Raw genomic sequence first — 26720 nt, forward strand, 5'->3', positions numbered from 1 at the left:
GACCGGCGATGCCAGGGGTGAGGGGGACTCGGAGGGGACTCGGAGGGGTCAGACGAGGCGGCGGGCGGTGGCCCAGCGGGACAGCTCGTGCCGGTTGGAGAGCTGGAGCTTGCGCAGGACAGAGGAGACGTGAGTCTCGACGGTCTTCACCGAGATGAACAGCTCCTTGGCGATCTCCTTGTAGGCGTAACCCCGCGCGATGAGCCGCAGCACCTCGCGCTCCCGCGTCGTCAGCGAGTCGAGCTCGGGGTCGATCGACGGCGCCTCGGTGGAGGCGAAGGCATCCAGCACGAAGCCGGCCAGGCGCGGGGAGAACACGGCGTCCCCCTCGGCCACCCGGACGATCGCGTCGGTCAGCTCCCGGCCGCTGATGGTCTTGGTGACGTACCCCCGGGCGCCCCCGCGGATCACGCCGATCACGTCCTCGGCCGCGTCGGACACCGACAGCGCCAGGAACCGGACCGGCGAGCCGGAGCCGAGCACCCGCCGCAGCACCTCCTGGCCGCCGCCGCCCGGCATGTGCACGTCGAGCAGGACGACGTCCGGCTTGAGCGCCTCGATGGCGGAGACCGCGGACTCGACGTCCTCGGCCTCGCCGATCACCTCGATCTGCGGGCCCAGCTCGGCGCGCACCCCCGACCGGAAGAGCCGGTGGTCGTCGACGATCAGGACCTTGACCATGTTCACGGCATTCACAGCTTTCTCCCCTTCGGGGGCAGATGGCGGATCACTGCTGCTCCCGCTTCATCGTCAGCATCACCTCGGTGCCCTCGCCCGGCTCGGTCTTGACCCGGGCGGAGCCGCCGTGGCGCTCCATGCGGCCGATGATCGACTGGCGGATGCCCATGCGATCGTCCGGCACGTCATCCATATTGAAACCCTTGCCGCGGTCTCTGACGAACACGGTCACCTCGCCCGCCTCGACCTCCGCGTAGACCGAGATCACCGTCGCCTCGGAGTACTTGGCGGCGTTCACCATGGACTGCCGCACGGCCTGCAGCATCGCGCGCAGCCGGTCGTCCAGGTCACAGTCGCCCACGCAGACGATCTCGATGGGCACTCCGTGCTCGTCCTCGATCTCCGCCGCCGCCCGGCGCACGGCCGCCGCCATGGTGGCGTCGGCGTCGGCCTTGGGCTGGTACAGCCAGTTGCGCAGCTCACGCTCCTGCGAACGGGCCAGCCGGGTCACCTCGAACGGGTCCTGCGCGTTGCGCTGGATCAGCGTGAGAGTGTGCAGCACCGAGTCGTGGACGTGCGCCGCCATCTCGGCGCGCTCCTCCTGCCGGATGCGCTCGCGGCGCTCCTTCTGCAACTCCTTCCACAGCCCGGCCAGCCACGGCGCGGCGATCAGCGCCAGGCCGCCGACCACGACGGCCGTGAAGATCAGGCCGGGACGCGCCTCGGCGAGCTTGCCCTGGGCGGCCAGGAACCCGGCGCCGCCGGCCACGACGAGCAGCAGGCCGATGCCGGTACGGATCCACGACCGGCGCACCTGCCGGACCGCGTCGGTCATCCACCGCTGGCGGCGTCCGGGGTCGGCCTGCTGCCAGAGGATCAGCGTGCCGATGCCGCCGAGCGCGATCGACCAGGTGCCGATGCCGCCGGTGGACGCGCCGGTGACCCAGCCGAACGCCGTGAGCGCCGTGCCGAGCACGGCGTAGGCGGCGATCTGGCCCCAGTCGCGGGCCGGCGGCTCACCTTCGCTCTGCTCCTGCGGGGTGAACATCCACAGCGCCGCGTACGCGAGGAGGCCGAGCCCGTCCAGGATGGTGAGCAGCACGAAGGCCAGCCTCAGCACGACCGGATCGAGCTTGAGCTGTGCGGCGGCGCCCTGGGCGACGCCCGCGACGAGCCGGCCGCGCTGCGGACGGACCAGGCGGGGGTAGGCCTCGGGGATGGTGGGGGTCTCAGACATCTCCCCTGCATCGTCACATGTCGCAGGGGGTGCGCGCATCAGGGCGTCCCCTGACTCCTGCCCTGACCGGTCGGGGACGAGTCAGGGGTCTCCCGGATGGTGAGGTGGTCGCGCGCGCCGCCAGGATGGTGCCATGACCGAAGTACGCGATGCCGGCACGCCGACGGAGCCGGACGGCTCCGCTCCCCCGAACGAGGAGCGCGTGCTCATGCGGAGCGAGGAAGGGCGCCTGCTCACCGGGGTGTGCGCCGGCCTCGGCCGCTACACCGGCATGGACCCCGTCCTGTTCCGGGTGGGCTTCGCCGCCCTGGTGGTCGGGTCCGGCATCGGCATCATGCTGTACATCGCGGCGTTCCTGCTCATGCGGCACCCGAGCGGCGGGCCCGGGTTCGTCGAGCAGTGGACCCGCAGGGTCTTCGACACCGACACCGTCATGGCCCTGCTCGCGGCGATCTTCGCGGTCGGGCTGATCATCAACCTGGCGGCGGACGGCATCAGCACCGCCTCGGTCGTGGTGGCCACGCTGCTGGCGGTCGCCCTGCTCGCGGCGCACGCCCGCGGCGTCGACCTGCTGACGCTCACCCGGAGCCTGCCGGAGCGGATCAGGGGCAGGCGCGGCACCCACCCGGCCCCCGAGCACTGGCTGGGACGGCCCTTCGGCGGCGAGCGCCCGTTCGCCCAGCCGGGCCCCGCGCCCTTCCCCGGCGCTCCCTCCGCCAGCGCGCCGTACCCGGGCGCGGCTTTCTCCGGCGCAGCTGGCTCTGGCGCACCCGCTCCCGGCGCACCTTTCTCCGGAGCTCCCGCCTCCGGCGCACCGGCCTTCGGATCTCCCGCCTTCGGCGCTTCCGGACCCACCTCCGCCGCCGCGCCGCCGCCCCCAGCGCCGGCCACCTCAGCGCTCCATGACACCAGCGCACCGCAGGACACGGCGGCGCCACCGGCGGCGGCGTCCGCCACGGCCTCGGACGCGCACACTGTTCCCGGTCGCACCCCGCAGGACGCCCCGCCGGCGACCGCCGCCTTCGCCTCTCCCGGCCCGGACCAGGCGACGATCGCCGACGCGCCCCCGGCCGCGGGCACCGGCGCCGAGAGCCCCACGTACACGGCGAGCCACCCCGCAGGCCATGGGAGCGGCCCCGGTACGACGGCGGCCGGGGCCGGGTGGGCCGGAGCCGCGGCGCCCGAGCCCGAGTACCGGCGGCTGGCCGACCTGGCCGGAGCCGCCGCGCGGCGGCCGGCGGGCGCGTACGACTCCTCGGGCGAGCCGTTCGCACCGCGCGGGCCCTACCGCCCGCACTACGACTCCCAACGCCAGTACGAGCCGCCCGCCTGGGTCTACGGCGGGGCGGCGGCACGCACCGGCAGACCGCGGCGGGAACGCGAGAAGTCCTACATCGGCGGCATCACGATGTTCGCCGCCCTGATGGTCGGAGGCATCATGGTCGCCACGCAGTCGCCCACCAGTCAGTTCAACGTGTCGGTGGTCGGCGGAGCGATCCTCATCACGATCGGCGCCGGACTGCTGATCGCGACCTGGTTCGGCCGGGGCGCGGGCCTGGTGGCCACCGGCACGATCTTGTCCCTGCTCCTGGTCGCCGGGTCGACGGTGAGCGGCATCCCCCGCAAGATCGGCAGCTACACCTGGGCGCCGGTCGAGACCTCCCAGATCATGCCGTCGTACGCGGTGGGCATCGGCGACGGCACGCTGGACCTGCGGCACACCAAGCTCCCCCCAGGGTCGCGCACCCGCTTCGATGCCTCGGTGTCCGTAGGTGAGCTCAAGGTCTTCGTGCCCCCCACGGCCCGCGTGGAGGTCTTCGGGTACACACGGCTCGGCGACGTCAAGATCGAGCACACCGTGCAGAGCGGCGCGGACGTACGGCACGTCAAGACCCTCGAACCCGACGTCACGCCCAAGGGCGGCGTCCCGATCATCGAGCTGCACGTCGAGGCCGGCGTCGGGGATGTGGAGGTGAGCCGTGAGGCGGCATAGGACCGACTGGCTGTCACTGCTGGCGGGGCTGCTGTTCGTCGGCGTCGGCGTCCGGTACGTGAGCGGCCCCGGGCCCGCGCCCGAGGCCATGATCCCCATCCTGATCATCGGCCTCGGCCTGGCCGGGTTCATCGGGGTGCTCACCAAGGCGTTCCGCAAGCGCTGACCCGCGGGGGCGGGCCCTGTTCTCCCGGCTTGCGAGAGTGGCGGTGGTCACGCGGGGGAAGGGGCCCGGGATGAGACCACCGACACCGCCGTTCGACGAAGACAGCGCCCGGGCGAAGGTCCAGGCCGCCGAGGACGCGTGGAACACCTGTGATCCCGAACGCGTGGCCCAGGCGTACACGCCGGACTCGGTCTGGCGCAACCGCGCGGAGTTCGTGACCGGCCGCGACGAGATCGTCGCGTTCCTCACCCGCAAATGGGCCAGGGAGCTGGACTACGCGCTGCGCAAGGAGCTGTGGGCCTTCACCGGCGACCGCATCGCCGTGCGCTTCCAGTACGAGTGCCACGACGCCGAGGGGCGGTGGTGGCGCAGCTACGGCAACGAGCTGTGGGAGTTCGACGGCGACGGCCTGATGCGGCGGCGCGAGGCGAGCATCAACGACCTGGCGATCACCGAGGCCGACCGCTGCCTCTTCGGCCCCCGCCCGGCAGAAGAGCACGGCCTCCCCTTCCCTCTGGCCTGATTACAGGCCGGCGCCTTCCAACGGCCCGAGAGCACGGCGAGCGCCTTCCGCCCCGGCCCGCGGGCTTCGGCTCGCCAGATGGCCCGCGCGTCCGCCCGTCCGCGCCGGCCGACGCCGGGCAGGACGCCAAGGTGCTCGTCCGGCGGACCGTCGTCCCCGAAGGGCCGAGGCGAGCATCGGCGCGGGGGGTTGACCGGCGAGATCAGCGGCGTAGTTTCGCATGTGTCGGATCAGTTCACTCACCTCCCTCATCGTCTGTGCGCTCGCCGCCGTACCTCCTCGCGGCTGGGGCGCCGCCCGGCTCCCGGGCCGGGGCACGGCACCTCCGGCGGGGTTCGCGCCGGGCTGCGCACGGCAATAGTTCAACCAGCCGGCGTGCGCTTGGAGGACCCATGGCCCGTATCACCGTCACCGTCGACGGCGTCACGTACGAGGAGGAGGTGGAGCCCCGCCTGCTCCTGGTCCACCTCCTGCGCGACCGGCTGGGCAAGACCGGCACGCCGATCGGCTGTGACACGAGCAACTGCGGGGCCTGCACGGTCATGCTCGACGGCACCAGCGTGAAGAGTTGCTCGGTGCTCGCCGTCCAGGCGGACGGCTGCGACGTGCTCACCATCGAGGGCCTCGCCGAGGGCGACCGGTGGCATCCGCTGCAGCGGGCCTTCCACGAGGAGCACGCCCTGCAGTGCGGCTACTGCACCCCCGGCATGATCATGGCCGCTCTCGACCTGCTCCGGGACGACCCCGACCCCTCCGACGAGGCCATCCGGCACGGCCTGGAGGGCAACCTGTGCCGGTGCACCGGCTACAGCAACATCGTCCGCGCCGTACGCCGCGGGGCGCAGACCATGAGCGGCGACGCGGAGGCGGTGCGCGGCCGATGACCGAGGAACTCGACGCGGGCCTGGTCGGCCGGCAGATCGCCGAGAGCGGCATGCTGGGCGAGCCCGCCCCCGACCGGCACGAGGTGGGCGCGGCGCGGCGGCGCAAGGAGGACGCCCGGCTGGTCACCGGGCGCACCCACTGGACCGACAACCACCAGCTTCCGGGCATGCTGCACGTGGCGTTCCTGCGCAGCCCGATGGCGCACGCCCGCATCGTCTCGGTGGACACCTCCGCGGCCCGCGGCCTGCCCGGCGTGGTCGCCGCGTTCAGCGGGCACGACCTCGCCGCCGAGCAGGGCGGCCTGCCGTGCGCCTGGCCGGTGACCGAGGACATCGTGCTGCCCGAGCACCCGCCGATGGCCGTGGACATGGTGCGCTACCCGGGCGAGGCGGTGGCCTGCGTCGTCGCCACCGACCGGTACAGAGCGGCCGACGCGCTGGAGGCCATCGAGATCGACTACGAGCCGCTGCCCGCCGTGCTCGACATGACGGCGGCGCTGCGCGAGGACTCGGCGAAGGTCCACGAGGCCGGCAACCGCGCCTACACCTGGAAGTACGCCGAGGGCGACATCGACGCGGCGTTCCGCGACGCCCCCGTGCTGATCGAACGCACCTACGTGCAGCAGCGGCTCATCCCCTCGGCCATGGAGCCGCGGGCCGTCGTCGCGCAGAGCGAAGGCGACCACTTCACCCTGTACTCCGCCACACAGATCCCGCACATCCTGCGGATCATGCTGGCTCAGGTGACCGGCATCCCCGAGCACCGGCTGCGCGTGGTCGCCCCGGACGTCGGCGGCGGCTTCGGCTCCAAGCTCCAGGTCACCGCCGAGGAGGTGCTGGTGCTGCTGCTCGCCCGGCGCCTCGGCAAACCGGTCAAATGGACCGAGTCGCGTTCAGAGGGCAACCTGACCGTCCACCACGGCCGCGACCAGCTCCAGCGCGTCGCGCTCGCCGCCGACGCCGACGGGCGGCTGCGCGGGCTGCGGGTGGACCTGCTGGCCGACATGGGCGCGTACCTCATGCTGGTCACGCCCGGCATCCCGATCCTCGGCGCGTTCATGTACAACGGCATCTACAAGATGGACGCCTACGACTTCACCTGCACAGGCGTGTTCACCACCAAGATGCCCACCGATGCCTACCGGGGCGCCGGCCGCCCGGAGGCCACGTTCGCCATCGAGCGGCTGATGGACGAGCTGGCCGCCGAACTGTCCCTGGACCCGATCGAGGTGCGCCGGCGCAACTGGATCACCCACGAGGAGTTCCCCTACACCACGATCGCCGGCCTGACCTACGACTCCGGCAACTACGAGGCGGCCACCGAGAAGGCCCTCGCGCTGTTCGGGTACGACAAGCTGCGCGCCGAACAGTCCGACCGGCGCGACCGGCGCGACCCGGTGCAGCTCGGCATCGGCGTGTCGACGTACACCGAGATGTGCGGCCTCGCCCCGAGCCGCGTGCTCGGCTCGCTGAGCTACGGCGCCGGCGGATGGGAGCACGCCTCCGTACGCATGCTGCCCACCGGCAAGGTCGAGGTCATCACCGGCGTCAGCCCGCACGGGCAGGGACACGAGACGGCCTGGAGCCAGATCGTCGCCGACGCGCTCGGCGTGCCGTTCGAGGACATCTCGGTGCTGCACGGCGACACCGCGATCTCGCACAAAGGCATGGACACCTACGGCTCGCGCTCGCTGGCCGTCGGCGGCATCGCCGTGGTGCGGGCGTGCGACAAGGTCAAGGAGAAGGCCCGGCACATCGCCGCCCACCTGCTGGAGGCGTCCGCCGACGACATCGAGTTCGACGGCGGCACATTCCGGGTGCGCGGCACCGACTCCGGCCGGACCATCCAGGAGGTCGCGCTGGCGGCGTTCGCCGCGCACGACCTGCCCGAAGGGGTCGAGGCGAGCCTGGACTCCGACGCGACCTTCGACCCGGAGAACTTCTCCTACCCGCACGGAACGCACCTGTGCGCCGTCGAGGTGGACACCGAGACCGGCGCCACGAAGATCAGGTCGTACGTGGCGGTGGACGACATCGGCAAGGTCGTCAACCCGCTGATCGTGGCAGGTCAGGTGCACGGCGGGCTGGCCCAGGGCATCGCGCAGGCGCTGTACGAGGAGGCCGTGTACGACGCCGAGGGCAACCTGCTCACCACCACCATGGCCGACTACCTGCTGCCGTCGGCGGCCGACCTGCCGGAGTTCGTCACCGACCGGACCGAGACACCGGCCACCTCCAACCCGCTGGGCGTCAAGGGCGTCGGCGAGGCGGGCACCATCGCCTCCACCCCGGCCGTCGTCAACGCCATCGTGGACGCCCTGCGCCCGTACGGAGTGCACGACGTCCCCATGCCCTGCACCCCCGAACGCATCTGGCGCGCCGTCCAAGGAGCGACCTCATGACCCCGCCGGCCCCCGGCCATAGGACGCCGCCGGTCGCTCCGTCCGCCGGTCCGACGGCCCGGGGCACCACCGTCCGTTGGGCATCCGGTTCGGCATCCGGTTCGGCATCTGGTTCGGCATCTGCAGGAGGCGTCCGATGATCCCCGCGCCGTTCGACTACGTCCGCCCGTCCTCGCTGGAGGAGGCGGTGTCCGCGCTGGCCGACGCCGGGGAGGACGCCAAGGTGCTGTCCGGTGGGCAGTCGCTGCTGCCGCTGCTGCGCCTGCGGCTCGCCTACCCGAGCGTGCTCGTCGACATCGGACGCCTTCCGGAGCTGCGCGGCATCCGGGACGAGGACGGCCACGTGCTGATCGGCGCGGCGACCACCCACGACGAGGTGCTCCGCTCACCGATCGTGCACGCCGAGTGCCCGCTGGTCGCGCTGGCCACGGCCACCGTGGCCGACCCTGCCGTACGGCACCGCGGCACCTTCGGCGGCTCGCTGGCCCACGGGGACCCGGCCGGTGACCTGCCCGCCGTGGCGGTCGCACTGGACATGGAGTTCGTGGTCCACTCGCCCTCCGGCGAGCGGGTGGTGGCGGCACGCGACTTCTTCCTCGACTACCTGGAGACCGCGCTCGGGCCGGGCGAGGTGCTGGCCGCGGTCCGGGTGCCCAAGCTGGGCGAGGGGTGGGGCTTCCACTACGAGAAGTTCCACCGCACCGCCCAGGCATGGGCCACCGTCGGCGTCGCGGCGGCCGTCCGCGTCTCCGGCGGCGCGGGCGGCGGGCCGCGTCGCGTCGAGGAGGCCCGGGTCGCGCTGACCAACATGGGCCCCACTCCCGTGCGCGCCACACAGGTCGAGGCCGCCTGTGCCGGGGTCGAGCTGAACGGCTCCGCCACCGGGTACGCCGCGGCGACCCCGAACGGCGCCGGGCCCGGGGCCGGGCTCGACACCCGCAACGGCTGCGGCCCAGGTGGCGGACACAGCGCGCTGCGCGAGGCGTCCGCCGCGGCGGCCGAGGGCACCTCTCCCCCGGCCGACCTGCACGGCAGCCCCGAGTACCGCAGGCACCTCGCCCGCGTCCTCACCCACCGCGCCCTACTGTCCGCCACCACCCCCGCCTGACCCCACCCGCCCACCCACTACCGCGACCCGACGCTCCGCCCCCGGCACCGCCAGGATCCTGCCGGGAGCCGGCGCGGTCCGGATCATCTCCTTCCACGGCCGGCTCGCCTACCTGGGGCACCTCATGCGGTGACCGCATACGTTCACCGGGCGCGGCTCCCCACTCCGGCCATGTGCTGGACGTGATCGGCAGCGGGTCGTGGTACGGCGATGCCGGCGCCGGCTACGGCGTCCGACCCGGGCAGCGTTCCTGGACAGCGCACTACCCAGGTGTCGGCGCGTGCTCTGCCGGACGGCGGCCCCAGGCCGAGATCAGCGGGGCGAGAGTGAGGTCGAGTTCGCCGGCGTGGATGGCGGCCAGGTGCGCGTCGATCTCGGCGTCGTCGGTCAGCCCTGCGGCGAGCAGCTCGCCGCGCACGTGCCGTATGGTCGCCGCCTCCAACCGGTCACAGGCCGGCCCGCCGACCGGGAACGAGCCCGCCGCCGCGACGTCCACCAAGCCCGCCTCGCGCAATGCCCGCGGCAGCGTCCGGCCGTAGCGCAGGTCCGCGCCGCGGCGCGCCAGCAACTCCCGGACCGCGTCGCGCAGCCGGTTGGCCCGCCGCTGCGCGGGGCCGCTGTCGTCCAGGCACGCCAGTGGCTGCAGAGCGGTATCGGCGTCCTCGACCAGCAGCCAGCCGCCGGGCCGTAGCGCCGCCACCATCGTGGCCAGGGCTCGCTCCCGGTCGGGTACATGGACCAGCACGAGCCTAGCGTGCACCAGATCGAACGTCCCCGGCTCCGGGGGCGGATCAGCGGCGACGTCGTGCCGACGCACCTCGTACCCCTCGCCTGCCTCCAGCCACGACGGGTCGATGTCCGTGGCCAGTACGTGCCCGGTCGGACCGACAGTCGCCGCGAGCGCCTCCGGGATGCTGCGGCCACCGGCCCCCACCTCCCAGCAGCGCGAGCCGGCCCGCACTCCGAGCCGATCGAAGTGCGCGCGTGTCACGCCGTCGAACAGCTCGGCCAGCCAGACGAACCGCTCACCCGCCTCGGCGCGCGCGTTGTCCAGCAGGTATCCGCGGGCGGGTGCGGACTCCCCACCGGGCTCGGCGGTCGGATCCGGTCGGCCACCGACGTCCGGCGGGTGAGGCGAGGAGGTCATCACCACATGGTCATCCTCCCCGGGCCACCACGCCATAACACCGGAAGAGGGATATGTCACACCGTCGGCGAACCCGCATGCCGTAACGCACCGTTCTGCACCGTGACCAGCCGGAAAGGTACGCCTCTCGCGCCGTCCCGCCTGATGGCATTGATCTCATATTCGAGGCGCGGGCGGATTGCTTTCATTCATCTCCGCACGACTCATTTGTATTTTCGGCACAGAATCGTGGTACCGGCTCCCAATATTTCCGGTGCACACCTCCATCCGATGGCCGGCTCCAGTGATAGCGTCGGTCACTGACAATCGGATTTACAAGGGGTGTAATGTCCAGCAAGCGACCATTCATCCGCTGTGCGATCACGGGAGTCGCCGTCGTCTCGGTGGCGTCGTTCACGGCGGCCGGCGCTCTCACCGCCTCCGCCGCCACCATCGCCTCCCGATCCCCGCACTCCGGCCGCGCCACCGCGGCGGACGTGACCCGGGAGAGCGTCATCGCCCGCGCGAAGACCTGGAATCCGGGCACTCCGCAGCGCGTGCCGTACAACCAGCACGCCTACCACAACGGCTACCGCACCGACTGCTCCGGCTACGCCTCCATGGCGCTCGGGCTGAAGCCTCCCGGCGTGAACACCGTGACGCTCGCCTCTCCGTCGGTGAGCAGCCCGATCGCCATGTCCGCCCTGCTGCCCGGTGACCTGGTCATCGACGCCATCGGCGACAGCAACACCCGGCACGCCGTCATCTTCGAGCAGTGGGCCAACCCTGGACACACGTCCTACTGGGCGTACGAGCAGCGCGGCGGGTACGGCACCGACCACCGCGTCCTCACCTACGGGTTGAAGGCCGGCAGCCAGTTCCACGCCTACCGGCCGCGGGTGCTCGGCGGCGGCGGCAACCCCAGCCCTGGCAAGTTCTGGGTGGACACCTTCTCCAACGCGACCGGTTACCGGGAGCCCAACACCAACGACCCCCAGGGCACCCTCAACAAGGGCACCAATTACGTTTACTGCCGCATGTGGGGCGCCGAGGTCCGGCACGGCGGCGACTTCAACCACTGGTGGTTGCGCACCGATCTGGACCGCACGAACCCCGGCAAGAACGGCAACGGCGCCTACGTTTCCGCGTACTATCTCGCGAAATGGGGCAACGACGAAGCCAAGGACAATTCTGGCCAAGATATCCCCAACTGCTGAACAATGAGAGGCGCCGTGTCCCTGCGCGGGGACACGGCGCCTCTCATCACGCTTAAAGCCCACTCGCTCGTACGGGGCTTATCAGGCCGGCACACATCTCCATGTTCACTCCCTTCGGCTCCCTGGTCAGCCGAAGCAGCCCACGGGCTGCCGTCGATCCGCCGCAAAGTCACAGGCAGGCGTAGGCCGCCTCGACGATCGGCGGCCAGCGGGGGTCGGGGCCGGCCGGGCTGATGATCGTGCGACTCGGGGTGTACGCCAGGCTGAGCCCGGACCCGGGGTCGGCGAAGGCGAGCGCGCCCCCGGCACCGGGGTGGCCGAACGCTCCGGCGGCCGGCGCGTACGGCCGCACCTCGTTCGGCAGCATGAACCCGAGGCCGAACCGCGTGCGCCCATGGAGCACCTCGTCCGGGCCGTCGCTGCGCACGGCCGTCGCCTCGGCGAGCGCCGCCGCTCCGATGAGCTCACCGCTGACAAGCCGCGCGTACAGGGTGTCCAGCGCCCGGGCGTGGGCGTGCCCGTTGGACGCGGGCACCTGCGCGGCCCGCCACCGGGCGGTGTTCACCAACCCTGGCGTCAGTTGGTCGGCCGGGTTGAAGAACGCCTTCGCGGTGATCGACTCGGGGTCCGCCATGGCGGCCAGCAGCGGCGAGCCATCGGGCAGTGGACCGGCCTGCGGCGCGGGGACGTACGCCGCCTTCACCGCGCGCCGAGCGGGCAACCCGATCGACAGGTCAGGGACGCGTAGTTCGTTCTCGACCAGGTCGCGGACGGTCCGGCCGGTCACCCGGCGCAGCACCTCTCCGGCCAGCCAGCCGAAGGTGACGGCGTGGTACCCGTGGCTGCTGCCCGGCACCCACCAGGGCTTCTCCCGGGCGAGTGCTCCCGTCATGACCTCCCAGTCGTACAGACTGCCCGGCGGCAGCGGTTCGCGTACCGCCGGCAGCCCAGCGCGGTGCGACAGCACGTCGGCCACGGTCGCGTCCGCCGCGAACTCCGGCCAGTACCGCCGGACCGGGGCGTGCAGGTCGAACAGACCGCGGCGCGCGACGAGATGCGCCAGCGCGGCGACGACGCCCTTGGTCGCCGAGAAGACGTTCACCACCGTGTCCGGCTCCCAGGGCCGCATGCCGGCCTCGTCGGCCGTGCCGCCCCAGACATCGACCACCCGGCGGCCGTGCACACTGACGGCCAGCGCACCCCCCGGCCCCGTGCCCACGGTTTCCCTGAACGCCCGCACCACGTCCTCGAAAGCCGGATCCCAGAACACGATGGCCCCTCTTCCCGCCCGCCGCCGGTTCGACGACCGGAGTTACTCAACCAGAGTTGTTCAACCCTAGTTGAGTATTGGACACTGGTACGTGTGCCGTCAACGCCTGAGGTCGCCGGAGACCTGACCCTGCTGTTCAGCGCACTCGCCGCCGCGAGCCAGGCCGAGGTGCGCGAGCGGATGGCCACCGCTGGTCACCCCGAAGTGCGCGAGGTTCACGGGTACGTGTTCCAGCACCTGCTCACCGGCCCGGTACGGATCACCGACCTGGCCGAACTGCTCGGCATGACCGCCCAGGGCGCGTCCAAGATCGTGGTGGAGATGGAGCGCATCGGCTACGTCACCCGCCGCGCCGACCCCGAGGACCGTCGCACCCGCTACGTCGAGCTGACCCCGCACGGCCGCGAGGCCATCGAGGCAGGCCGCGCGGCCCGCGCCGCCACCACCACCCGCCTCCTCGCCGCCCTCCCTCCGGCCGAGGCCGAACGCCTGCTCGCCGCCCTCAACCACCTCTCCGACGAGACCGGCGCCCTGAAACTCCTCCTCACCCGCCGCCTCCGCCCCCACTGACCAGGCGATTTCCCCGACGTCACTCCCCGGCTAGCTCCCGACCTTTTCGGCCCCGATCCGCCCCATGCGTTCGGTGCCCCATCTTCCGAGGGGAGCCAGTGCGGCGTTGAGCGAGACGCCGTGCTCCGTCAGGGAGTACTCCACCTTCGGCGGCACCTGGCGGTACACCTCGCGATGCACGAGCCCGTCTTCTTCCATCTCCCGCAGGTGTTGGATCAGCATCTTCTCGCTGACACCCGGCAGACCGCGTCGCAGCTCGGCGAACCGGCGGGTTCCATGGTGGTGCAGTTCCCACAGGATCAGCGACTTCCATTTGCCGGCGACGACGTCCATCGCCGCGTCGATGCCGCAGAAGTAGGGACCTCGCCGTGCCGACGTCGCCATCCGCCCCTCCAAGACGTACTTACCTATAGGTGAGTACCTGACCAAATAGTCGGTACTGGTCAAATTTACCGGCAGCGGAAAGGATCCAGCCGAACGGAGAACTTTGCGGGGAGCCACCAGAAATGACAAGCGACAACAACGTGCAGGTGAGCGTTCTCGGGCTGGGGGCGATGGGTGCTGCTCTGGCACACGCCCTGGTGACGGCCGGATACGCCACGACGGTCTGGAACCGCTCACCAGGCAAGGCGGACGGCCTCGTCGCACAGGGCGCGGAGGCCGCAGCCACGACCGTTGACGCGGTCCGGGCCGGCCGACTGGTGATCGTATGCCTGCTGGACCACGCATCGGTCCATGAGGTGCTCGACCCGATCGCCCATGAACTGTCCGGCCGAACCCTGATCAACGTGACCACGTCGTCACCGGCTCAGTCACGGGAGCTGGCCGCCTGGGCCGCCCAAGCCGGGGTCGCGTACCTGGACGGCGGCATCATGGCCGTACCTCAGATGATCGGCCGACCTGGGGCATCCGTCCTCTACAGCGGATCGGCCGATGTCTTCCACCAGTACCGGCCGCTGCTCGACCTGTGGGGAACCAGCACCTATTTCGGCGAGGACGCCGGGCTGGCGTCCCTGTACGATCTCGCCCTCCTCGCAGGCATGTACGTCATGTTCGCCGGGTTCATGCACGGCACCGCCATGGTCGCGCCGGCCGGCATGACGGCGCGCCAGTTCGCCGACATGGCCACACCGTGGCTGACCGCCATGACCGGCGCCTTCCAAGGGTTCGCCGCGGTCATCGACGGCGGAGACTACACCGTCAAAGGGCAGCAGAGCCTGGAGTTCTCCACCCTCGACACCCTTCTGGCCGCCAGTTCCGACCAGGGCATCAGCACCGAGGCGGTCGCCATGGTCCAGCGGCTCATCCAACGCCAGATCGACGCCGGCCACGGCAAGGAAGGCTTCGCCCGCATCATCGAAAGCATCAAGCACCCGCAGAACCCGCAGGACCTCGTCGAACACGATCCGATCACCGCATGACCGGCCATGCGAACGCCTGCTGCTCTTCCTCGGCGTCCACGGCCCGCTTCTCCCGTACGGCGAGGATCCACGTGAGGCTTTCCTGCACCACGTGGAGTCATACTGAGGACTCCCCGATGACGACTTCGTAGCCCTCGATCTCGGGGTTTCGAGCTCGGTGAATCACCCGTAATCGCCGCCATGGCCTCGGCGTCCGGACGTGCGGCCACCCTGGAAAACCGCTTGAGGTGCCCGGTGTGCGCTGGCACGGTGGGTCCTCGTGCCGACGGACGCGCCTGAAGATCAAGACCCTGTACCGTCTGGAAGCGACGCGTTACCCCGTACCGGCCTCGCGTCCGGACATCCGCTCCGCTCCGCTGCCTTCCGGTGGTTCCTGGTCGGCCAGTCGATCTCCATGGCCGGTGGTTTCATGTCGCCTGTCGCCCTGGCCTTCGGCGTCCTTGAGGTCACCGACAGCGCGGCCTGGCTGTCCGCGGTCACCACTGCGGCCCTGGTACCGATGCTCGCGATGCTCCTCGTCGGCGGCGGTATCGCCGACCGCTACCGGCGCGACACCGTACTGTTCCTCACCAGCCTGGGCGCCGGCCTCACTCAGATGGGTGTCGCGTTCGTCCTCCTGGCCCACCAGCACCCGGCGTTCCTGCTGCCGCTGTCCGCCCTCAACGGCGTGTTTCAGGGACTCACCAAACCGGCGCTGCGCGGCATCGTCGCGAATCTGGCGGCGGGACGCGGCATTCAGCGGGCCAGCTCCCTGCTGGCCTCCGTCCGGAACGCCACACGCATCATCGGACCTACGACAGCCGGGCTGCTGACCGTTTCCGTGGGCGGTGGCTGGGCGATCGGCGCGGACGCGGTGTCCTTTCTCCTGGCCGCCGCGTGCTTCGCCCGGATGTCGTTGCCGGCGCTGCCGCCGCGCGCTGAGGGTGGCCCGACGATGCTCGGCGCGCTGCGAGAGGGCTGGGGATATTTCAGCTCCCAACCGTGGATCTGGGCGGTGACGCTGGCCTTCGCCGTGTTCAACGCGTTCAATCGAGCCGTCTGGCAGATCCTCGGTCCGGTGATCGCCAAGGACACGATCGGCGCTGAGGGCTGGGGGTGGTGCTGAGCGTCCAGGGTGTCGGAGCGCTCCTGGCCAGTGTGGTGCTGGTGAGGTTGACGGTGCGGCGGCCGATGGGACCGGCACTGGCGTCGATGTCGCTGGCCGCGGTCCCGCTGATCCTGCTCGGCGCCGGCGCGAACACCCTCTGGCTGGCCGCGGCGGCGTTCGTGGCAGGCGTGGCCGTCGAGTTCTTCACCGTCGCGTGGGAGACCGTCAACAACACCCACATCCCGGAGCGCCTGCTCTCCCGAGTCGGCGCCCACGACGAGTTCTGGTCCTCCGTGTCCATCCCCATCGGCCAGTTGTCCGCTGCTTTCCTCTCCGTGGCGTTGGGAACGGCGGCCGTCGCGGTCACCGGCGGCGGAGTGGCCGCGGTGGCGATGCTGGCGCCATTACTGCTGCCGGCACTCCGGCGAATCGAGATCAACAGGGACGAAGGTTGAACCAGGCGGGTACGTATCCCTACACAGGGGGATGCCGGATGACGAACGGGATCCGGCCGGCCAGATCCCAACGCTTGTTCTCTCCGGCTCACCGCGCCGAAATCCGACGCTACGTCCAACTCTGAACGACCGCGTCGATATCCGCGATCATCCGCTTCCAACTGGAAAGCTGACAGACGGGCCCCATGTGATCAAGGCGTTCCAGAAGCTGCCGCCGATGATGGGTGAAGCGCTTCGCCGTTCTGTCATGCCGACGCCCAGACGAATCGGCCGCTACGAGCAGGCACTCCTGAAGCATCTTCTTCGGATCTGCGACACGCTCGACCTCGTGACTCTTGGGAAGTCTGAGGTCCTGCCGCCCACGCGGATTTCCGGCGACCTCCCGAATGGCCTACTCATCCAGAAGCAGCCACGCCTCGGTCATACGTACCGGGATGGCGGGGACCAGAGACGAGAAGACGCCGAGCGACCTGGTCGCTTTCTCAACCTCGGTTCGGCGGGTGTCGTAACCAGCGTTGTCGGAATCCCGATGCACCACCAGAAGATCGACCGGAGCATGCAACAATCTCATCCCCGCCTCCAGTCGTGACCTCACGTCCTTGGCCACGCCTCCCAAAGGCGCGAAGTCCGGCTTGCTCAAGCGCACCACAACACCTCTGTCGATGAACAGAGATTCGACGAGGTCCGCGAGTGGAAGGTCAGAGGTCCCTTCCGAGACGAAAAGACCGGTAAAAGCTCGCAACACTCACCCGACCATGTCCAGGGGAAGACGCAACTGGGCGCCAGGAGGCGCGACGAGATACGCGACTATATCGGCTTCCGAGAACGTCGGTTTCCCGGAAACCTTGCGCCATGATCCGGCATAGGGAACGAGAGAAAGCGCAGATCGGATCGATCCGTCAGGGGCCCGCCAAGGTCTCGCCTCGGCCAGCAGCAGGTCGTCAGGATCGCACAGTTGCACGACGCCGGGAGCATGGGTATTGATGATGACCTGCCGGAACGGATTAAGCGCGTCCGGCTTCTCCGTCGCATCGACCGCCAGGTCCCGGACCAACTCGACCATCGCCGGGAGGTTGACTGGATTTATTCCGTTCTCCGGCTCTTCCATGCAGATGAGTCCGGTCACCGTAGGGTCTTCCAGCAGCACACAAAGCGCCAAGAACCGCAGCGTTCCTTCCGAAAGCGCCCGGGCGGGCAACCGTAGCCCGCCACGTTCCTGCAGGAAGAGAGTGAACACTTCCCGCACCGGATCAGGCTCCACCCGAAGGCTCTTCACCCCTACCCCGGAAAGATCCGAAAGACGGTCAGACACATGCGCGTAAACCGAATCCTCATCCGGACTCCCGGCATCCCTTCCGCTTTCCGTTGCTATGCGATACAACGTTGCCGCCAGATGGCGACCATCAGTCTCAAGGGAACGTGCGGACGCGAAGCCGTCCGGGGCGCGCAGAGCCGAAGGCTCAAGCGCCAGTCGACGCCAGCTCTGCATCTCTCTGCGTGCGGCCAGAATGGTCGGATAGTCGTTGGTGGTGACCGTGCTGAGTACCGTCCTGCCGGCCCGAGTCGCGGCACGTGGAAGCGGTCTGCCGAAGCTTCCACCATCACCGTGTACATTGATGACCGTCCCGCTGCCCCTCTCCTCGGTGGACAGGAAGGCACCACCACGACGCTCGTTCATGACCACGGCGTTCCTGAAATTCTTCACACTGTGCGGGAAACGAAGGTGCTTCGCCGCGGCGCCTCGATTGATGTGCCGCAGTTCCTCCCGCACCAGGACCAAGCGGCCGACACTGCTCTCACCGTCAGGAGAGGCGTATTCCAGGTCGACCTCATAGCGCAGAAAGGTCGCGGTAGGACGAGCGACGGCTCCTAGATCATCTTCGACCTCCGTCGGCACGATCATCTCGACGGCCAGCGATATGTACCGCCGGTGATCGCGATAGCCGTCCCAGAAGAGGTCTCGCGGGTCCCCTCCGCGTACACCGGAGACTCCGCGGACGCGCTGCGATGCTTCCACCAGGGTGTCGGTCGCCAGGTACGACAAGAACTCGATGACGTCGAAGACGTTCGACTTGCCAACGCCGTTGGCACCCGCGATGCAGGTGAACGGACCGAAGTCCGCCACGACGTTCAACAGGTTCTTGAACCCTCGCACCTCTAGCCGGGTCAACATCAGATATCACCACAGATCAGTGCTGCGCGGTCATGAGCGGTCCGCCGGATCCTCCTCTGCTCTCCTCCCTTCGCACGTCTCCGCCTTGACGGTGAGCGCCTCGACCGCCACCCGAAGATGCTCGACGACTGCACGCGCGACGACCTGAGAGGCAGCGGACTGCCAGCGTCCTAAGACTACGGTCTTGGCACCAGGTGGGAATTTTCCAACACCATGAAGTCGCAGCAACAGCGTCACGCTGGACCTCCTGTTGGCACTCCGAGTGGGCGGAGTTTCTCGTCCAGGTCGCGGACGAAGGCGTTCCCCGCCCAGGGGGTCAGACGTTGTCTGGTCTTCTGGATGGCGTCGACGAGTCGGAGGGAGGTGTGCCGGGCCGTCAGCTCGGCAGCGTTGGCGATCTTCTCTGCCGCCGCGGCTATCTCGCGTTTCTGTACCAAGGCGGATGCGAGTTCCAGCGTGACGAAAGCCCGGGTCCTGGTGTACGCACTTCCCACCTCCGCGAGTGTTCTCGTGGAAATACTGAGCGCCTGGTCCGCACGCTTGAGGGCGACCAGGCAGTATCCGGCGTTCCGCTGCACGTGGGCGGGGGTGCACCAGTACAGATGCGGGGGATCCGCTTCGGTGCGAGAGGCGGCCGCGTCGTCGTAGGCGCGGTCGAGGGCACGCAGTCCGTCCTCGCCTCTGCCGGCGTCGGCCAGTGCCCGTGAGAGTGCCAACGAGGTCGCGGCCCGCTGGAGCCTGCTCGGTGACTCCTTCACCCAAGCCAGAGCGGCGTACGAGTGGTCGAGAGCGACGGTCGCCTTTCCCTGGTAGCCATAGGTGAGCGACAGGCAGTCGTGGGCATGGGCGAGCAGCGTCGGATCGCCCAGCTCGTACGCCGCCTCCAACCCTTGCCGGTACCAACTAATGGCTCCCGCGTAGTCGAGCAGGTCATATCGCAGCCAGCCGCCGAGATGGCTCACCGCCCAGCATGCGGCGAGAATCCGGTCCCTGAGTGCGGACGGCGGAGAACCGTGCCGTAGCAGCCGGACCAGTAGGTCACGCTGAGCATCGACCACGGGAAGCAGCCTGGTCGGCCCGTACATCTCGTCCAGTTGCCAGCAGTGGGCGATGAGTTTTTCGATGCTGGTCACGGTCTGGGAATCGACGCGGCTGACGCCTCTGATGACGTTCGCCAGGCGGGTCTCCTCGTCCGGGGTGAGGTGGCGGAGCAGGCGGAGGGCGGGGATGCCGCCCAGGACCACGGCCAGTTCGAAGAGCAGTTCGCGTCGCTGCACATCGGCCTCCTCGGCGGTGAGGGCACGGAACAGGGCGACGCAGTCCGATGGACCGGCCATGACCGAGGTCTCGGTCACGGCCGGAGTCTTCACCTCCACCGGGCCGCCTGCGCCGGTCGTTTCCATGCTGACACGCGAGGTTTCCGGCATGACGGACTTGAGGTGGATGAGCTGGCAGGGGTCGAGGTGACGGTAATCGATGGCGTCGAGCAGCTCGCGGTCGTACGGGCTGTAGGTGGCGTATGCCTGCTCGGTCACCAGGCGTCGAGCGGTGGTCTTGTAGATGCGGGCGAGCAGATCGAGGACACGTGGTGAGGGGCGGCGCCTGCTCTGCGGCCAGGCCTCCAGGTCGTACAGCCGGGCGGTGCGCATCGAGGCCGTTCCCGCCGGGTCGAGGTCGTTGAATGCGGCCACGACCTGGGCGGCGGTGAGCCCATGGGCGTACCGGTGAAGAAGCAGCGGACTGTCGTGCAGGTCGAGGGCCAGGACGTCGGCGATCTGCTCGTACGTGAAACCCTTGGCGCGCAGCTCGCGCCCGCGCTCGCCGCAGGAGAGCAGGACACGGTGCCCTTCGGTCACGATCGGCCTCCTCACATCGCCACCGGCCCGAGCGGCCGCATGGCGGTAGCCCCGCACGGACCCCCGAACAGGCGTTCGCCACACCCCATACTTTACTCACTCTTCGCACTCAGATGGTCACTGTGGATGACGTCTGTGGGGTCATGGCCATCCGGGTCTGATGGTCCTTCCGCGCGTCGCGGAACGCGGACGAGCAGGTGGCGGATGTCGCCGGAGGAGTCGTCAGGCGTGACGGCGTGGGGGGCGGCGGCCGAGGTCGGCAGGACGACAGTACTTCTCGGCGCGGGAGGAGCCCGCGATCGAACGGAAGGAGCCGACCGCCATGACCGATCCCTTCGCCGGCGTCACGACCGCTTCCCCCGCCGTGAAGGCGGTCGTGGAGCCGACGGATCGCGCACAGTCGACCAGGCCGGACGACCGGCTCGTACCGAGTCGCACGATGGCATGGCGCCGCGCGTTCACCGGGGTGACCGAGGACGCGCCCAAGGCGCGTGCGTTCGTCCGCTGCCTGCTGGCCGGTACGCGGTGGGTGGAGGAGGTCGAGTTCGCCACGGCCGAGCTGGTGAACAACGCCTTGTTGCACAGTCGCTCCGGCCGTCCCGGCGGCTATTTCGTCGTCGAGGTCACCCGGCGTCCGCGACGGGTGCGCGTCGGCGTGTACGACCTGGGCGGAAGCGGTGCGCCGCGCCTCCCGGTGGCGTCCGGTGGCGCGGAGTACGGAGACCGGCTCGCGTTCGGGGACGACGATGCGGCGGAGCCGGGGGCCGGGTGCGATCTGCTGGAAAACGGACGCGGCCTGCTCGCCCTGTCCCGCATGGCCACGAGGATCGGCTACCGGGGCGACCCGGTCACCGGGCACCACGTATGGGCGCTGTTCACCGACTCCCGGACATGACCTGGTGCCGCGACCGGAGAGGTTCGCCGGATCCGCGCCGTAAGGGGGCGCCGGCAATCGCCGTACACCGTCCCGCCGACGCGGCGCCGACGGGAGAGCCAACCAGACGGACGAGAAAAGGACCGCGCACAGGTAAGCCCCACAACACCAGGAGAACCCGGTGCGTGCCGGAGCCGGGTCCGCACCGTAAGGCGGCGCCGGGATTCGCCGTACCCCGTCCCGCCGACGCGGCGCCGACGGGAGAGCCAACCAGACGGACGAGGAAAGGACCAGGCGCAGGTAGGCACCACAACGCCAGGAGAACCCGCAGCGCCAGGAGAACCCGGCGCCTGCCGGAGCCAAGCCCGCGCCGTAAGAAGGGCGCCGGGATTCGCCGTACACCCTCCCCGCCGACGCGGCGGAGGTGGGAGGGGCGACCGGACGGATGAGCGCTAGCGGCGGGTGAGGGTGCGGCGGATGAGCCAGATGGTGACGATGACGGCGGCCAGGGCGGCGACCGCGGGGGCGACGCGCTTGAGCACCGGGACGCCGGCGATCTCCAGCAGGTCGAGGGCCTCCTCCTCGGCCGTGCGGGACGTACGGAAGGTCCCGGCCGGGTGCATCTCGCGGCCTTCGGCCTTCTCGGCGTACTCGCGATCGTAAGCGTCCGGCACCGCTGTCAGGTGCCGCGTACCCGACCGCCGCTCCGAATCCTGCGACTCCTCCGCGACTTCCGGCTTCCCAGTGACCCCGGGCTCCCCCGCAACATCGGGCTTCCCCGCGACTTCGGGCTTCCCCGCGACTTCGGGCTTCCCCGCGACCCCGGGCTCCTCGGCGACCGCCGGCTCCTGAGGGACGGCGCGCTGCTCCGGGACGGGCACCTGAGCGGGGACGGTTGTCCGCTCGGACGCGGCCGGCTGCCCTGCGGTTTCCGGTTCCCCGCCTTCCACGGGGACGATCAGTTCGGCCGGCTCTTCCGCATCCGACCCGGCCAGGGATGGCTCGGGCTGGTTGAACGGGGTCGGGGCGGGCTCCTCCGCCAGCTCCGCCGAAGCTTCGACCGAGGCCACCGGTTCGACGGCAGGGGTGTCCGCTGGTTCCGCTGAAAGGGTGCCCACCGGCTCGGTAGCGGGGGTTCCCGCGGGTCCGGGCGGAAGGGGGCTTGCGGGCTGAGGGGTGGGGGTGGTTTTGGAAGCTGTGGTGGCATCGGTCGCCGGTTCGGCGGGGGTGGCGGGGGGTTCATGGAGGAGGGTGGCGAGGTTGGCGGCGAAGCGGTCGAGGAGTTTGGCGCCGACCTCGGCCATCACCCCGCGCCCGAACTGCGCGGGCCGGCCGGTCACGTTGAAGGAGGTCTCGACCTTGACCCGCGTCTGGGCGCCTTCCCCGGTCAAGGTGGCGGCCACGGTGGCGCTCGCCGTGCCGGTACCACGCGCCTCCTTGCCGGACGCCTTGAGGGTGAGCGTGTGCGCGTCCTTGTCGACCGATTCGAAGCTCGCCCGGCCTCGGTAGGTCACCGTGATCGGTCCGACCTTCACCTTCATCCGGCCGGTGAAGGCGTCGCCCTCGGCGCTGTCGAGCGCGGCGCCGGGCAGGCAGGGCGCCACCCGCTCGACGTCGAGGAGCACCGTCCAGGCCTGTTCGAGGGGGACGGGAACCGTGAACTCGTGCTCGAACCGCATCGCCATCGACCCGCTCCTCTTCCAGATGCCGTCTAGCCTCCGGTGCCGGCGAGACGGCACTTTGTCGCTCTCGCGCCATTATGACCGCGCACACCCCCATGACTACCCCGGTGATTAACCATGCATCGCCCGGTCCCACCCCTGCCCGAATCTCGACATCCACTACATCCGGCCCGTCTCGGGCGGGATGTAGTGGCGCACCGGTCACCCGGTGTTCGAGGGACGGCGGTCCGGGCAGGCCGGACGCGGCTCAGGGGCGTGTCCCGGGAGTCGACCGCTCTGTTCCCTTGCGTACGGAGGGGGTGACGGTCGTGGTCGGCGTCGGGAACGCGGGGGCGTCCAGGTCGGCTCGGTCGTAGATTCCGATGGCCCACCGTCCTGGCCGTGGCCCCAGTTCGGCGGCCAGCTTCTCCAGATACCCCGGCTTCAGCAGCACCGCGGGGAGGTACTCGCCGTCGCAGCGGCCGGTGGATTCGTCCGCCACCACGCAGCCGTCGTAAGAGCTGCCTGCCCTGCCCCTCCGGCCTTCGGCGATCGGTGTGTCGGCGGGGAACACCCAGACGTGCATCCGCTGTGGCCGGGTCAGCCAGTCGTCGACGATGGACAGCCTGTCGAACATCGTGGTGAACCCGCCAGGGCTGCACCTGGTCAGGCCGGCTCCGCCGTTCGGCGAGGTGACCGCGACCCAGGCCCGCGGGTCCGCGCAGACGACCGTGAGCGAGGTGAACGGGCTGACCGGCCGGAACGTGATCGTGGCTCCGGTCACCATGGTGTCGAACACCGCCGTCTTGATCAACGGAGCGTCCACCTCGTTCCTCGGCGGAAGCCCGCCCGGCGGCGCGATGGTCGCGTGCGTCGCCTGCGTCACCGGCCCTTGATCCAGCGTGGCCAGGTTCGCACCGGGTCCGGCGAGCAGCACGGCAGCGACCGCCACGGCGGTCACGGCGAGGGCGACCCCGGCGGTCCTGCGGCGCCGGATCCGCCGGCCGCGCCGGACGATGCCGGGCACGTCCGGGTGATCGGCTCGTACTCCCTCGGAGAGCGCCGCGCGGAGGTCCTCTTCGGTGAAGGTCATCGTCCTACTCCCTTCAGATGCGTTCCCGACTGCACACGAAGCCGCTTCAGAGCCCGGCTGAGCTGGGCCTTCACCGTGCCGACCGTGCAGCCGAGCACGTCGGCGCACTGGACGAGGGTGAGGTCCTCGAAGTAGTGCAGGACGATGACGGCCCGCTGCTGCCGGGTCAGGTCCTTCATCGCCGCGAGGAGCGCGTGCCTGCTGCCGACCTCGTCGGCGTGGTCGGCGGTGCCGGGGCGTTCGGGCAGATCGTCCGCCGGGACCTCCTGGTGGCGCCATTTCCTCCGCCACCAGGAGGCGTGGGTGTTGACGATGATCCGGCGCACGTACGGGTCGGGGTCGCCCTCGATGCGGCGCCAGGCCACCCATGCCTTGGCGAGCGCCGTCTGGACGAGGTCCTCGGCGCTCGCCCGGTCGCCGGTGAGGAGGTAGGCCGCGTGTCGCAGCCGCCCATAGCGCGCCGACACGTAGTCGTCGAATCCGCCCTGCATCCATGGTCTCCGTCCGGAAGGTCTCACTGTCCCTTACTCGGTGGGCCACCGATTCGGATGACGGGACCGATGGAGCCATTCCACGGCGAGGCGTTCGCGGTACTTCGTGGCGCAGCGCCGACCAGGTGGGGAGCACGGTCACGGCGAGGATGAGCACGGCGCCAACGCCGGCGGCCGTGGCCCCGAACTCGAGATCACGGCAGCCCTCAAGCGCCACCTCGACTCCTCGCGATGACCCCGGAGCGCGTGGCCGCCGTCGTCACCCGAGGATGCGACGTGGCTCGGTGACCGGGAAGGTTCGCCGGGGCCGCGCCGTAGGACGGCGCCGGTGTTCGCCGTACCCATCCCACCGACGCGGCGCCCACGGGAGGAGCCATCGGACGGGCGGAAGAAGCAACCCGGCCGCGCCGGAAGTTCGCCGCCTGAGTCGATGGCGGGATGGGCGAGGTCGGTCGCTGGTCCTTTCGCATTCGACCTGGTGCGATCGGACAAGACTTGGCCGGCGAATTTCCGGCGCAGGACACCAGCGGGACGGGGTAACGGGGCGGGCGATCCCTACCGTGTCACGGGGGACGGCGAGCGCCGGAACCGTCGGGGGTTCCGGCGAGCGCCGGGCGGGGGGTGGGTCAGGGGCGGTCGGTCTCCCAGGCGGTGGTGTCCTCCACGGTCATCTGGCGGGTGCGCATCAGGGCCGGGTCGAGGGGGCGCAGGTAGGTCTGCTGGACGCCGGGCACCCGGTCCTCGATGACGAAGGTGGCGCGGGTGTAGGCCTCGGAGCCGGGGACCTGGACCCGGGGGACCACCTTGAAGTCGGCGGTCATCCGATCGTGCTCGATCTTCGTCAGGACGTAGCCGCGCTGGTTGTTGTAGAACCTCAGGTGCGGGTTGATCGCGAGGAAGGGGTGGGTGGCCGGATCGGAGTCGGCGCCGTCGCCGCCGGTGCTGATCGAGGTGGCCACCAGCTCGGACCCGACCGTCGGGCCGGTCGGGTCGTCGTAGTCGAGCTTGAGGTCCGAGGCCCAGTGCGCGTGCACGTCGCCGGTCAGTACGACGGGGTTGCGCACCTCGGCGTCCACCCAGCCCTGGGTGATCCGCTGCCGGGAGGCGACGTAGCCGTCCCAGGCGTCCATGCTGGTGACCTTGGCCGGCCCGGCGTCGTTGTCACGCTGGGCGAAGAAGACCTGCTGGCCGAGGATGTCCCACTGGGCCCGGGAGTCGCGGAAGCCCTTCAGCAGCCACCGCTCCTGCTCGGCCCCGGTGATGGAGCGCGCCGGGTCCACGGCGGCCGGGCAGTCGCGGTAGCCGTCCCCGCATCCCTGGTCGTCGCGGTACTGCCGGGTGTCGAGCATGTGGAAGGTGGCCATGCGGCCCCAGCGAACGCGCCGGTAGAGCTGCATGTCGACGCCGCGCGGGATGGAGGTGCGGCGCAGCGGCATGTTCTCGTAGTAGGCGCGGAACGCGGCCTCGCGGCGGGCCGGGAAGTCCGGCTGCGGGATCTCCGGCTTCTCGGGCACCTCGCCGGCCCAGTTGTTGTCGAGCTCGTGGTCGTCCCAGACGACCAGCCAGGGCGCGGCGGCGTGCGCGGCCTGCAGATCGAGGTCGGCCTTGTACTGGGCGTGCCGCTGCCGGTAGCCGGCCAGCGTCTCGGTCTCGGGTCCCTCGTGGTCACGGACGTTGCCGCCGGGGATGGTGTAGGTGTTCTTGGTGTATTCGTACTGGTAGTCGCCGAGGTGCAGGATCAGGTCGGGCCGCTCCTCGGCGAGCCGGCCGTACGAGGTGAAGTAGCCGTGCTCGTACTGCGCGCAGGAGACGAACGCCATGGACAGCGCCCCGCCGTAGGACAGCAGGTGCGGCGCGGTCAGCGCCCGGCCGATCGGCGACACGTACGGGCCGACGCGGAAGCGGTACCAGTATTCGCGGGCCGAGGGCAGGCCGTCCACCTCGACGTGGACGCTGTGCCCCCACTCGGGGGCGGCCGTGGCGACGCCGGCGCGGACGACGCGGTGGCAGCGGTCGTCGGCGTAGACCTGCCACTGGACGGGGAACGGGCGGGCGGGCATGCCGCCCATGCCGTCCTCGGCGAGGGGCTGGACGGCCAGGCGGGTCCAGATCACGAAGCCGCTGTGGTCGGGGTCGCCGGAGGCCACGCCGAGGGTGAACGGGTCGGCGCGCAGCCCTCTGCTCGCGAGGCTCTGCGCGGTCTCGGCGGTGGGGTCGGGATCGGCGAGGGCGGCGGACGCCGGGATGGTGGCGACCGCGCCGGCGGCCAGGCCGGTCACGAGGAACGATCGTCGGTCGAGGTGCGGCATGGATGGCTCCCGAGGGGGATCATTGCGTGACCCCCGCAGCCTTGCTGAGGATCATGACTGCGCCGTTAACGGAAATCGACCCGAAGAGGGCCACATGCACCGTTAAATCTCGACATAGCTGACATG

General features: G+C 70.3%; 25 protein-coding genes. 13 read left to right on the plus strand and 12 right to left on the minus strand.

The window, feature by feature from the left end; genetic code table 11:
• Window positions 1-48: 48 nt before the first annotated feature.
• Together IEY93_RS09795 and IEY93_RS09800 are read right to left on the minus strand one after the other, a co-directional pair.
• Window positions 49-681, minus strand: coding sequence for a response regulator (locus tag IEY93_RS09795; RefSeq protein ID WP_189162786.1), 633 nt, complete (start codon window positions 679-681; stop codon window positions 49-51).
• A gap of 46 nt (window positions 682-727) precedes the next feature.
• Entirely contained in the window at window positions 728-1915 is a 1188-nt protein-coding gene (locus IEY93_RS09800; RefSeq protein WP_189162679.1) for an ATP-binding protein, read from the minus strand.
• A 133-nt stretch (window positions 1916-2048) separates the two neighbouring features.
• On the opposite strand from IEY93_RS09800, the gene IEY93_RS09805 reads away from it, so the two are divergent.
• From IEY93_RS09805 to IEY93_RS09830, 6 genes are all read left to right on the plus strand, one after another.
• Window positions 2049-3908, plus strand: coding sequence for a PspC domain-containing protein (locus IEY93_RS09805; protein WP_189162680.1), 1860 nt, complete (start codon window positions 2049-2051; stop codon window positions 3906-3908).
• A complete protein-coding gene (locus tag IEY93_RS09810) occupies window positions 3895-4074 on the plus strand; it encodes a hypothetical protein (RefSeq protein WP_189162681.1) in 180 nt (59 codons plus the stop codon). The genes IEY93_RS09805 and IEY93_RS09810 overlap by 14 nt, the downstream gene beginning before the upstream one ends.
• Window positions 4075-4144: 70 nt before the next feature.
• Window positions 4145-4597, plus strand: a complete 453-nt coding sequence (locus IEY93_RS09815; protein WP_189162682.1) for a nuclear transport factor 2 family protein — start codon at window positions 4145-4147, stop codon at window positions 4595-4597.
• Between the two features lie 392 nt (window positions 4598-4989).
• On the plus strand, window positions 4990-5481 hold the full coding sequence (locus IEY93_RS09820) for a (2Fe-2S)-binding protein (RefSeq protein ID WP_189162683.1): 492 nt from the start codon (window positions 4990-4992) through the stop codon (window positions 5479-5481).
• Complete coding sequence (locus IEY93_RS09825) at window positions 5478-7883, plus strand: xanthine dehydrogenase family protein molybdopterin-binding subunit (protein WP_189162684.1); 2406 nt, start codon at window positions 5478-5480, stop codon at window positions 7881-7883. The genes IEY93_RS09820 and IEY93_RS09825 overlap by 4 nt, the downstream gene beginning before the upstream one ends.
• Window positions 7884-8019: 136 nt before the next feature.
• Window positions 8020-8991, plus strand: coding sequence for an FAD binding domain-containing protein (locus IEY93_RS09830; protein WP_189162685.1), 972 nt, complete (start codon window positions 8020-8022; stop codon window positions 8989-8991).
• 262 nt (window positions 8992-9253) lie between these two features.
• Here the strand turns inward: IEY93_RS09830 and IEY93_RS09835 are convergent, their stop codons facing one another.
• Entirely contained in the window at window positions 9254-10138 is an 885-nt protein-coding gene (locus IEY93_RS09835; protein ID WP_189162686.1) for a methyltransferase domain-containing protein, read from the minus strand.
• A 326-nt stretch (window positions 10139-10464) separates the two neighbouring features.
• Here IEY93_RS09835 and IEY93_RS37970 point away from each other — a divergent pair, with 326 nt between their 5' ends.
• A complete protein-coding gene (locus IEY93_RS37970; RefSeq protein ID WP_203968546.1) occupies window positions 10465-11334 on the plus strand; it encodes a hypothetical protein in 870 nt (289 codons plus the stop codon).
• A 169-nt stretch (window positions 11335-11503) separates the two neighbouring features.
• Here IEY93_RS37970 and IEY93_RS09845 read toward each other — a convergent pair whose 3' ends face one another.
• Complete coding sequence (locus IEY93_RS09845; RefSeq protein ID WP_189162687.1) at window positions 11504-12604, minus strand: serine hydrolase domain-containing protein; 1101 nt, start codon at window positions 12602-12604, stop codon at window positions 11504-11506.
• A gap of 93 nt (window positions 12605-12697) precedes the next feature.
• On the opposite strand from IEY93_RS09845, the gene IEY93_RS09850 reads away from it, so the two are divergent.
• Window positions 12698-13174, plus strand: a complete 477-nt coding sequence (locus IEY93_RS09850) for a MarR family winged helix-turn-helix transcriptional regulator (protein WP_203968547.1) — start codon at window positions 12698-12700, stop codon at window positions 13172-13174.
• Window positions 13175-13204: 30 nt separating this feature from the next.
• Here the strand turns inward: IEY93_RS09850 and IEY93_RS09855 are convergent, their stop codons facing one another.
• Window positions 13205-13558 (minus strand): winged helix-turn-helix transcriptional regulator, encoded by a 354-nt coding sequence (locus IEY93_RS09855; protein ID WP_189162688.1) that lies wholly within the window; start codon window positions 13556-13558, stop codon window positions 13205-13207.
• A 122-nt stretch (window positions 13559-13680) separates the two neighbouring features.
• Here IEY93_RS09855 and IEY93_RS09860 point away from each other — a divergent pair, with 122 nt between their 5' ends.
• The 4 genes from IEY93_RS09860 (at window position 13681) to IEY93_RS09875 (ending at window position 16726) form a co-directional block, all read left to right on the plus strand.
• Window positions 13681-14595, plus strand: a complete 915-nt coding sequence (locus IEY93_RS09860; protein ID WP_189162689.1) for an NAD(P)-dependent oxidoreductase — start codon at window positions 13681-13683, stop codon at window positions 14593-14595.
• Between the two features lie 259 nt (window positions 14596-14854).
• Window positions 14855-15700: an MFS transporter gene (locus IEY93_RS09865; protein WP_189162690.1), complete on the plus strand. Its 846-nt coding sequence runs from the start codon at window positions 14855-14857 to the stop codon at window positions 15698-15700.
• Window positions 15691-16137, plus strand: coding sequence for an MFS transporter (locus IEY93_RS09870; protein WP_189162691.1), 447 nt, complete (start codon window positions 15691-15693; stop codon window positions 16135-16137). The genes IEY93_RS09865 and IEY93_RS09870 overlap by 10 nt, the downstream gene beginning before the upstream one ends.
• 31 nt (window positions 16138-16168) lie before the next feature.
• A complete protein-coding gene (locus tag IEY93_RS09875; RefSeq protein WP_189162692.1) occupies window positions 16169-16726 on the plus strand; it encodes a hypothetical protein in 558 nt (185 codons plus the stop codon).
• Between the two features lie 156 nt (window positions 16727-16882).
• On the opposite strand, the gene IEY93_RS09880 is transcribed toward IEY93_RS09875, so the two are convergent.
• Genes IEY93_RS09880 through IEY93_RS09890 form a run of 3 tightly spaced genes read right to left on the minus strand, consistent with a single transcriptional unit; the run spans window position 16883 to window position 20166 of the window.
• Complete coding sequence (locus IEY93_RS09880; RefSeq protein WP_189162693.1) at window positions 16883-18310, minus strand: AAA family ATPase; 1428 nt, start codon at window positions 18308-18310, stop codon at window positions 16883-16885.
• Between the two features lie 30 nt (window positions 18311-18340).
• Complete coding sequence (locus IEY93_RS09885) at window positions 18341-18547, minus strand: hypothetical protein (RefSeq protein ID WP_189162694.1); 207 nt, start codon at window positions 18545-18547, stop codon at window positions 18341-18343.
• Complete coding sequence (locus IEY93_RS09890) at window positions 18544-20166, minus strand: NsdA family TPR-like regulatory protein (RefSeq protein ID WP_189162695.1); 1623 nt, start codon at window positions 20164-20166, stop codon at window positions 18544-18546. Before IEY93_RS09890 ends, IEY93_RS09885 begins: the two co-directional genes overlap by 4 nt.
• Window positions 20167-20488: 322 nt before the next feature.
• Between IEY93_RS09890 and IEY93_RS09895 the strand changes: the two genes are divergently transcribed.
• On the plus strand, window positions 20489-21061 hold the full coding sequence (locus tag IEY93_RS09895; protein WP_189162696.1) for an ATP-binding protein: 573 nt from the start codon (window positions 20489-20491) through the stop codon (window positions 21059-21061).
• Between the two features lie 431 nt (window positions 21062-21492).
• Here IEY93_RS09895 and IEY93_RS39550 read toward each other — a convergent pair whose 3' ends face one another.
• The 4 genes from IEY93_RS39550 to IEY93_RS09915 all read right to left on the minus strand — a co-directional run bounded on the left by IEY93_RS39550 (window position 21493) and on the right by IEY93_RS09915 (window position 26594).
• Window positions 21493-22725: an SRPBCC family protein gene (locus tag IEY93_RS39550; RefSeq protein ID WP_307837589.1), complete on the minus strand. Its 1233-nt coding sequence runs from the start codon at window positions 22723-22725 to the stop codon at window positions 21493-21495.
• A gap of 244 nt (window positions 22726-22969) precedes the next feature.
• Window positions 22970-23794, minus strand: coding sequence for a hypothetical protein (locus IEY93_RS09905; protein WP_189162697.1), 825 nt, complete (start codon window positions 23792-23794; stop codon window positions 22970-22972).
• On the minus strand, window positions 23791-24285 hold the full coding sequence (locus IEY93_RS09910) for a SigE family RNA polymerase sigma factor (protein ID WP_189162698.1): 495 nt from the start codon (window positions 24283-24285) through the stop codon (window positions 23791-23793). Before IEY93_RS09910 ends, IEY93_RS09905 begins: the two co-directional genes overlap by 4 nt.
• A gap of 626 nt (window positions 24286-24911) precedes the next feature.
• Window positions 24912-26594 (minus strand): alkaline phosphatase D family protein, encoded by a 1683-nt coding sequence (locus IEY93_RS09915; protein WP_189162699.1) that lies wholly within the window; start codon window positions 26592-26594, stop codon window positions 24912-24914.
• Window positions 26595-26720 lie beyond the last annotated feature (126 nt).

The organism is Sphaerisporangium melleum (assembly GCF_014646695.1).
GTDB lineage: Bacteria > Actinomycetota > Actinomycetes > Streptosporangiales > Streptosporangiaceae > Sphaerisporangium > Sphaerisporangium melleum.

Excerpts from the sequence above, each read along its gene's own strand:
- IEY93_RS09795 (WP_189162786.1), bottom strand. The coding sequence starts at position 681 with ATGGTCAAGGTCCTGATCGTCGACGACCACCGGCTCTTCCGGTCGGGG.
- IEY93_RS09800 (WP_189162679.1), bottom strand. The coding sequence starts at position 1,915 with ATGTCTGAGACCCCCACCATCCCCGAGGCCTACCCCCGCCTGGTCCGT.
- IEY93_RS09805 (WP_189162680.1), top strand. The coding sequence starts at position 2,049 with ATGACCGAAGTACGCGATGCCGGCACGCCGACGGAGCCGGACGGCTCC.
- IEY93_RS09815 (WP_189162682.1), top strand. The coding sequence starts at position 4,145 with ATGAGACCACCGACACCGCCGTTCGACGAAGACAGCGCCCGGGCGAAG.
- IEY93_RS09820 (WP_189162683.1), top strand. The coding sequence starts at position 4,990 with ATGGCCCGTATCACCGTCACCGTCGACGGCGTCACGTACGAGGAGGAG.
- IEY93_RS09825 (WP_189162684.1), top strand. The coding sequence starts at position 5,478 with ATGACCGAGGAACTCGACGCGGGCCTGGTCGGCCGGCAGATCGCCGAG.
- IEY93_RS09830 (WP_189162685.1), top strand. The coding sequence starts at position 8,020 with ATGATCCCCGCGCCGTTCGACTACGTCCGCCCGTCCTCGCTGGAGGAG.
- IEY93_RS09835 (WP_189162686.1), bottom strand. The coding sequence starts at position 10,138 with ATGACCTCCTCGCCTCACCCGCCGGACGTCGGTGGCCGACCGGATCCG.
- IEY93_RS37970 (WP_203968546.1), top strand. The coding sequence starts at position 10,465 with ATGTCCAGCAAGCGACCATTCATCCGCTGTGCGATCACGGGAGTCGCC.
- IEY93_RS09855 (WP_189162688.1), bottom strand. The coding sequence starts at position 13,558 with ATGGCGACGTCGGCACGGCGAGGTCCCTACTTCTGCGGCATCGACGCG.
- IEY93_RS09860 (WP_189162689.1), top strand. The coding sequence starts at position 13,681 with ATGACAAGCGACAACAACGTGCAGGTGAGCGTTCTCGGGCTGGGGGCG.
- IEY93_RS09875 (WP_189162692.1), top strand. The coding sequence starts at position 16,169 with ATGCCGGATGACGAACGGGATCCGGCCGGCCAGATCCCAACGCTTGTT.
- IEY93_RS09880 (WP_189162693.1), bottom strand. The coding sequence starts at position 18,310 with ATGTTGACCCGGCTAGAGGTGCGAGGGTTCAAGAACCTGTTGAACGTC.
- IEY93_RS09895 (WP_189162696.1), top strand. The coding sequence starts at position 20,489 with ATGACCGATCCCTTCGCCGGCGTCACGACCGCTTCCCCCGCCGTGAAG.
- IEY93_RS39550 (WP_307837589.1), bottom strand. The coding sequence starts at position 22,725 with ATGGCGATGCGGTTCGAGCACGAGTTCACGGTTCCCGTCCCCCTCGAA.
- IEY93_RS09905 (WP_189162697.1), bottom strand. The coding sequence starts at position 23,794 with ATGACCTTCACCGAAGAGGACCTCCGCGCGGCGCTCTCCGAGGGAGTA.
- IEY93_RS09910 (WP_189162698.1), bottom strand. The coding sequence starts at position 24,285 with ATGCAGGGCGGATTCGACGACTACGTGTCGGCGCGCTATGGGCGGCTG.
- IEY93_RS09915 (WP_189162699.1), bottom strand. The coding sequence starts at position 26,594 with ATGCCGCACCTCGACCGACGATCGTTCCTCGTGACCGGCCTGGCCGCC.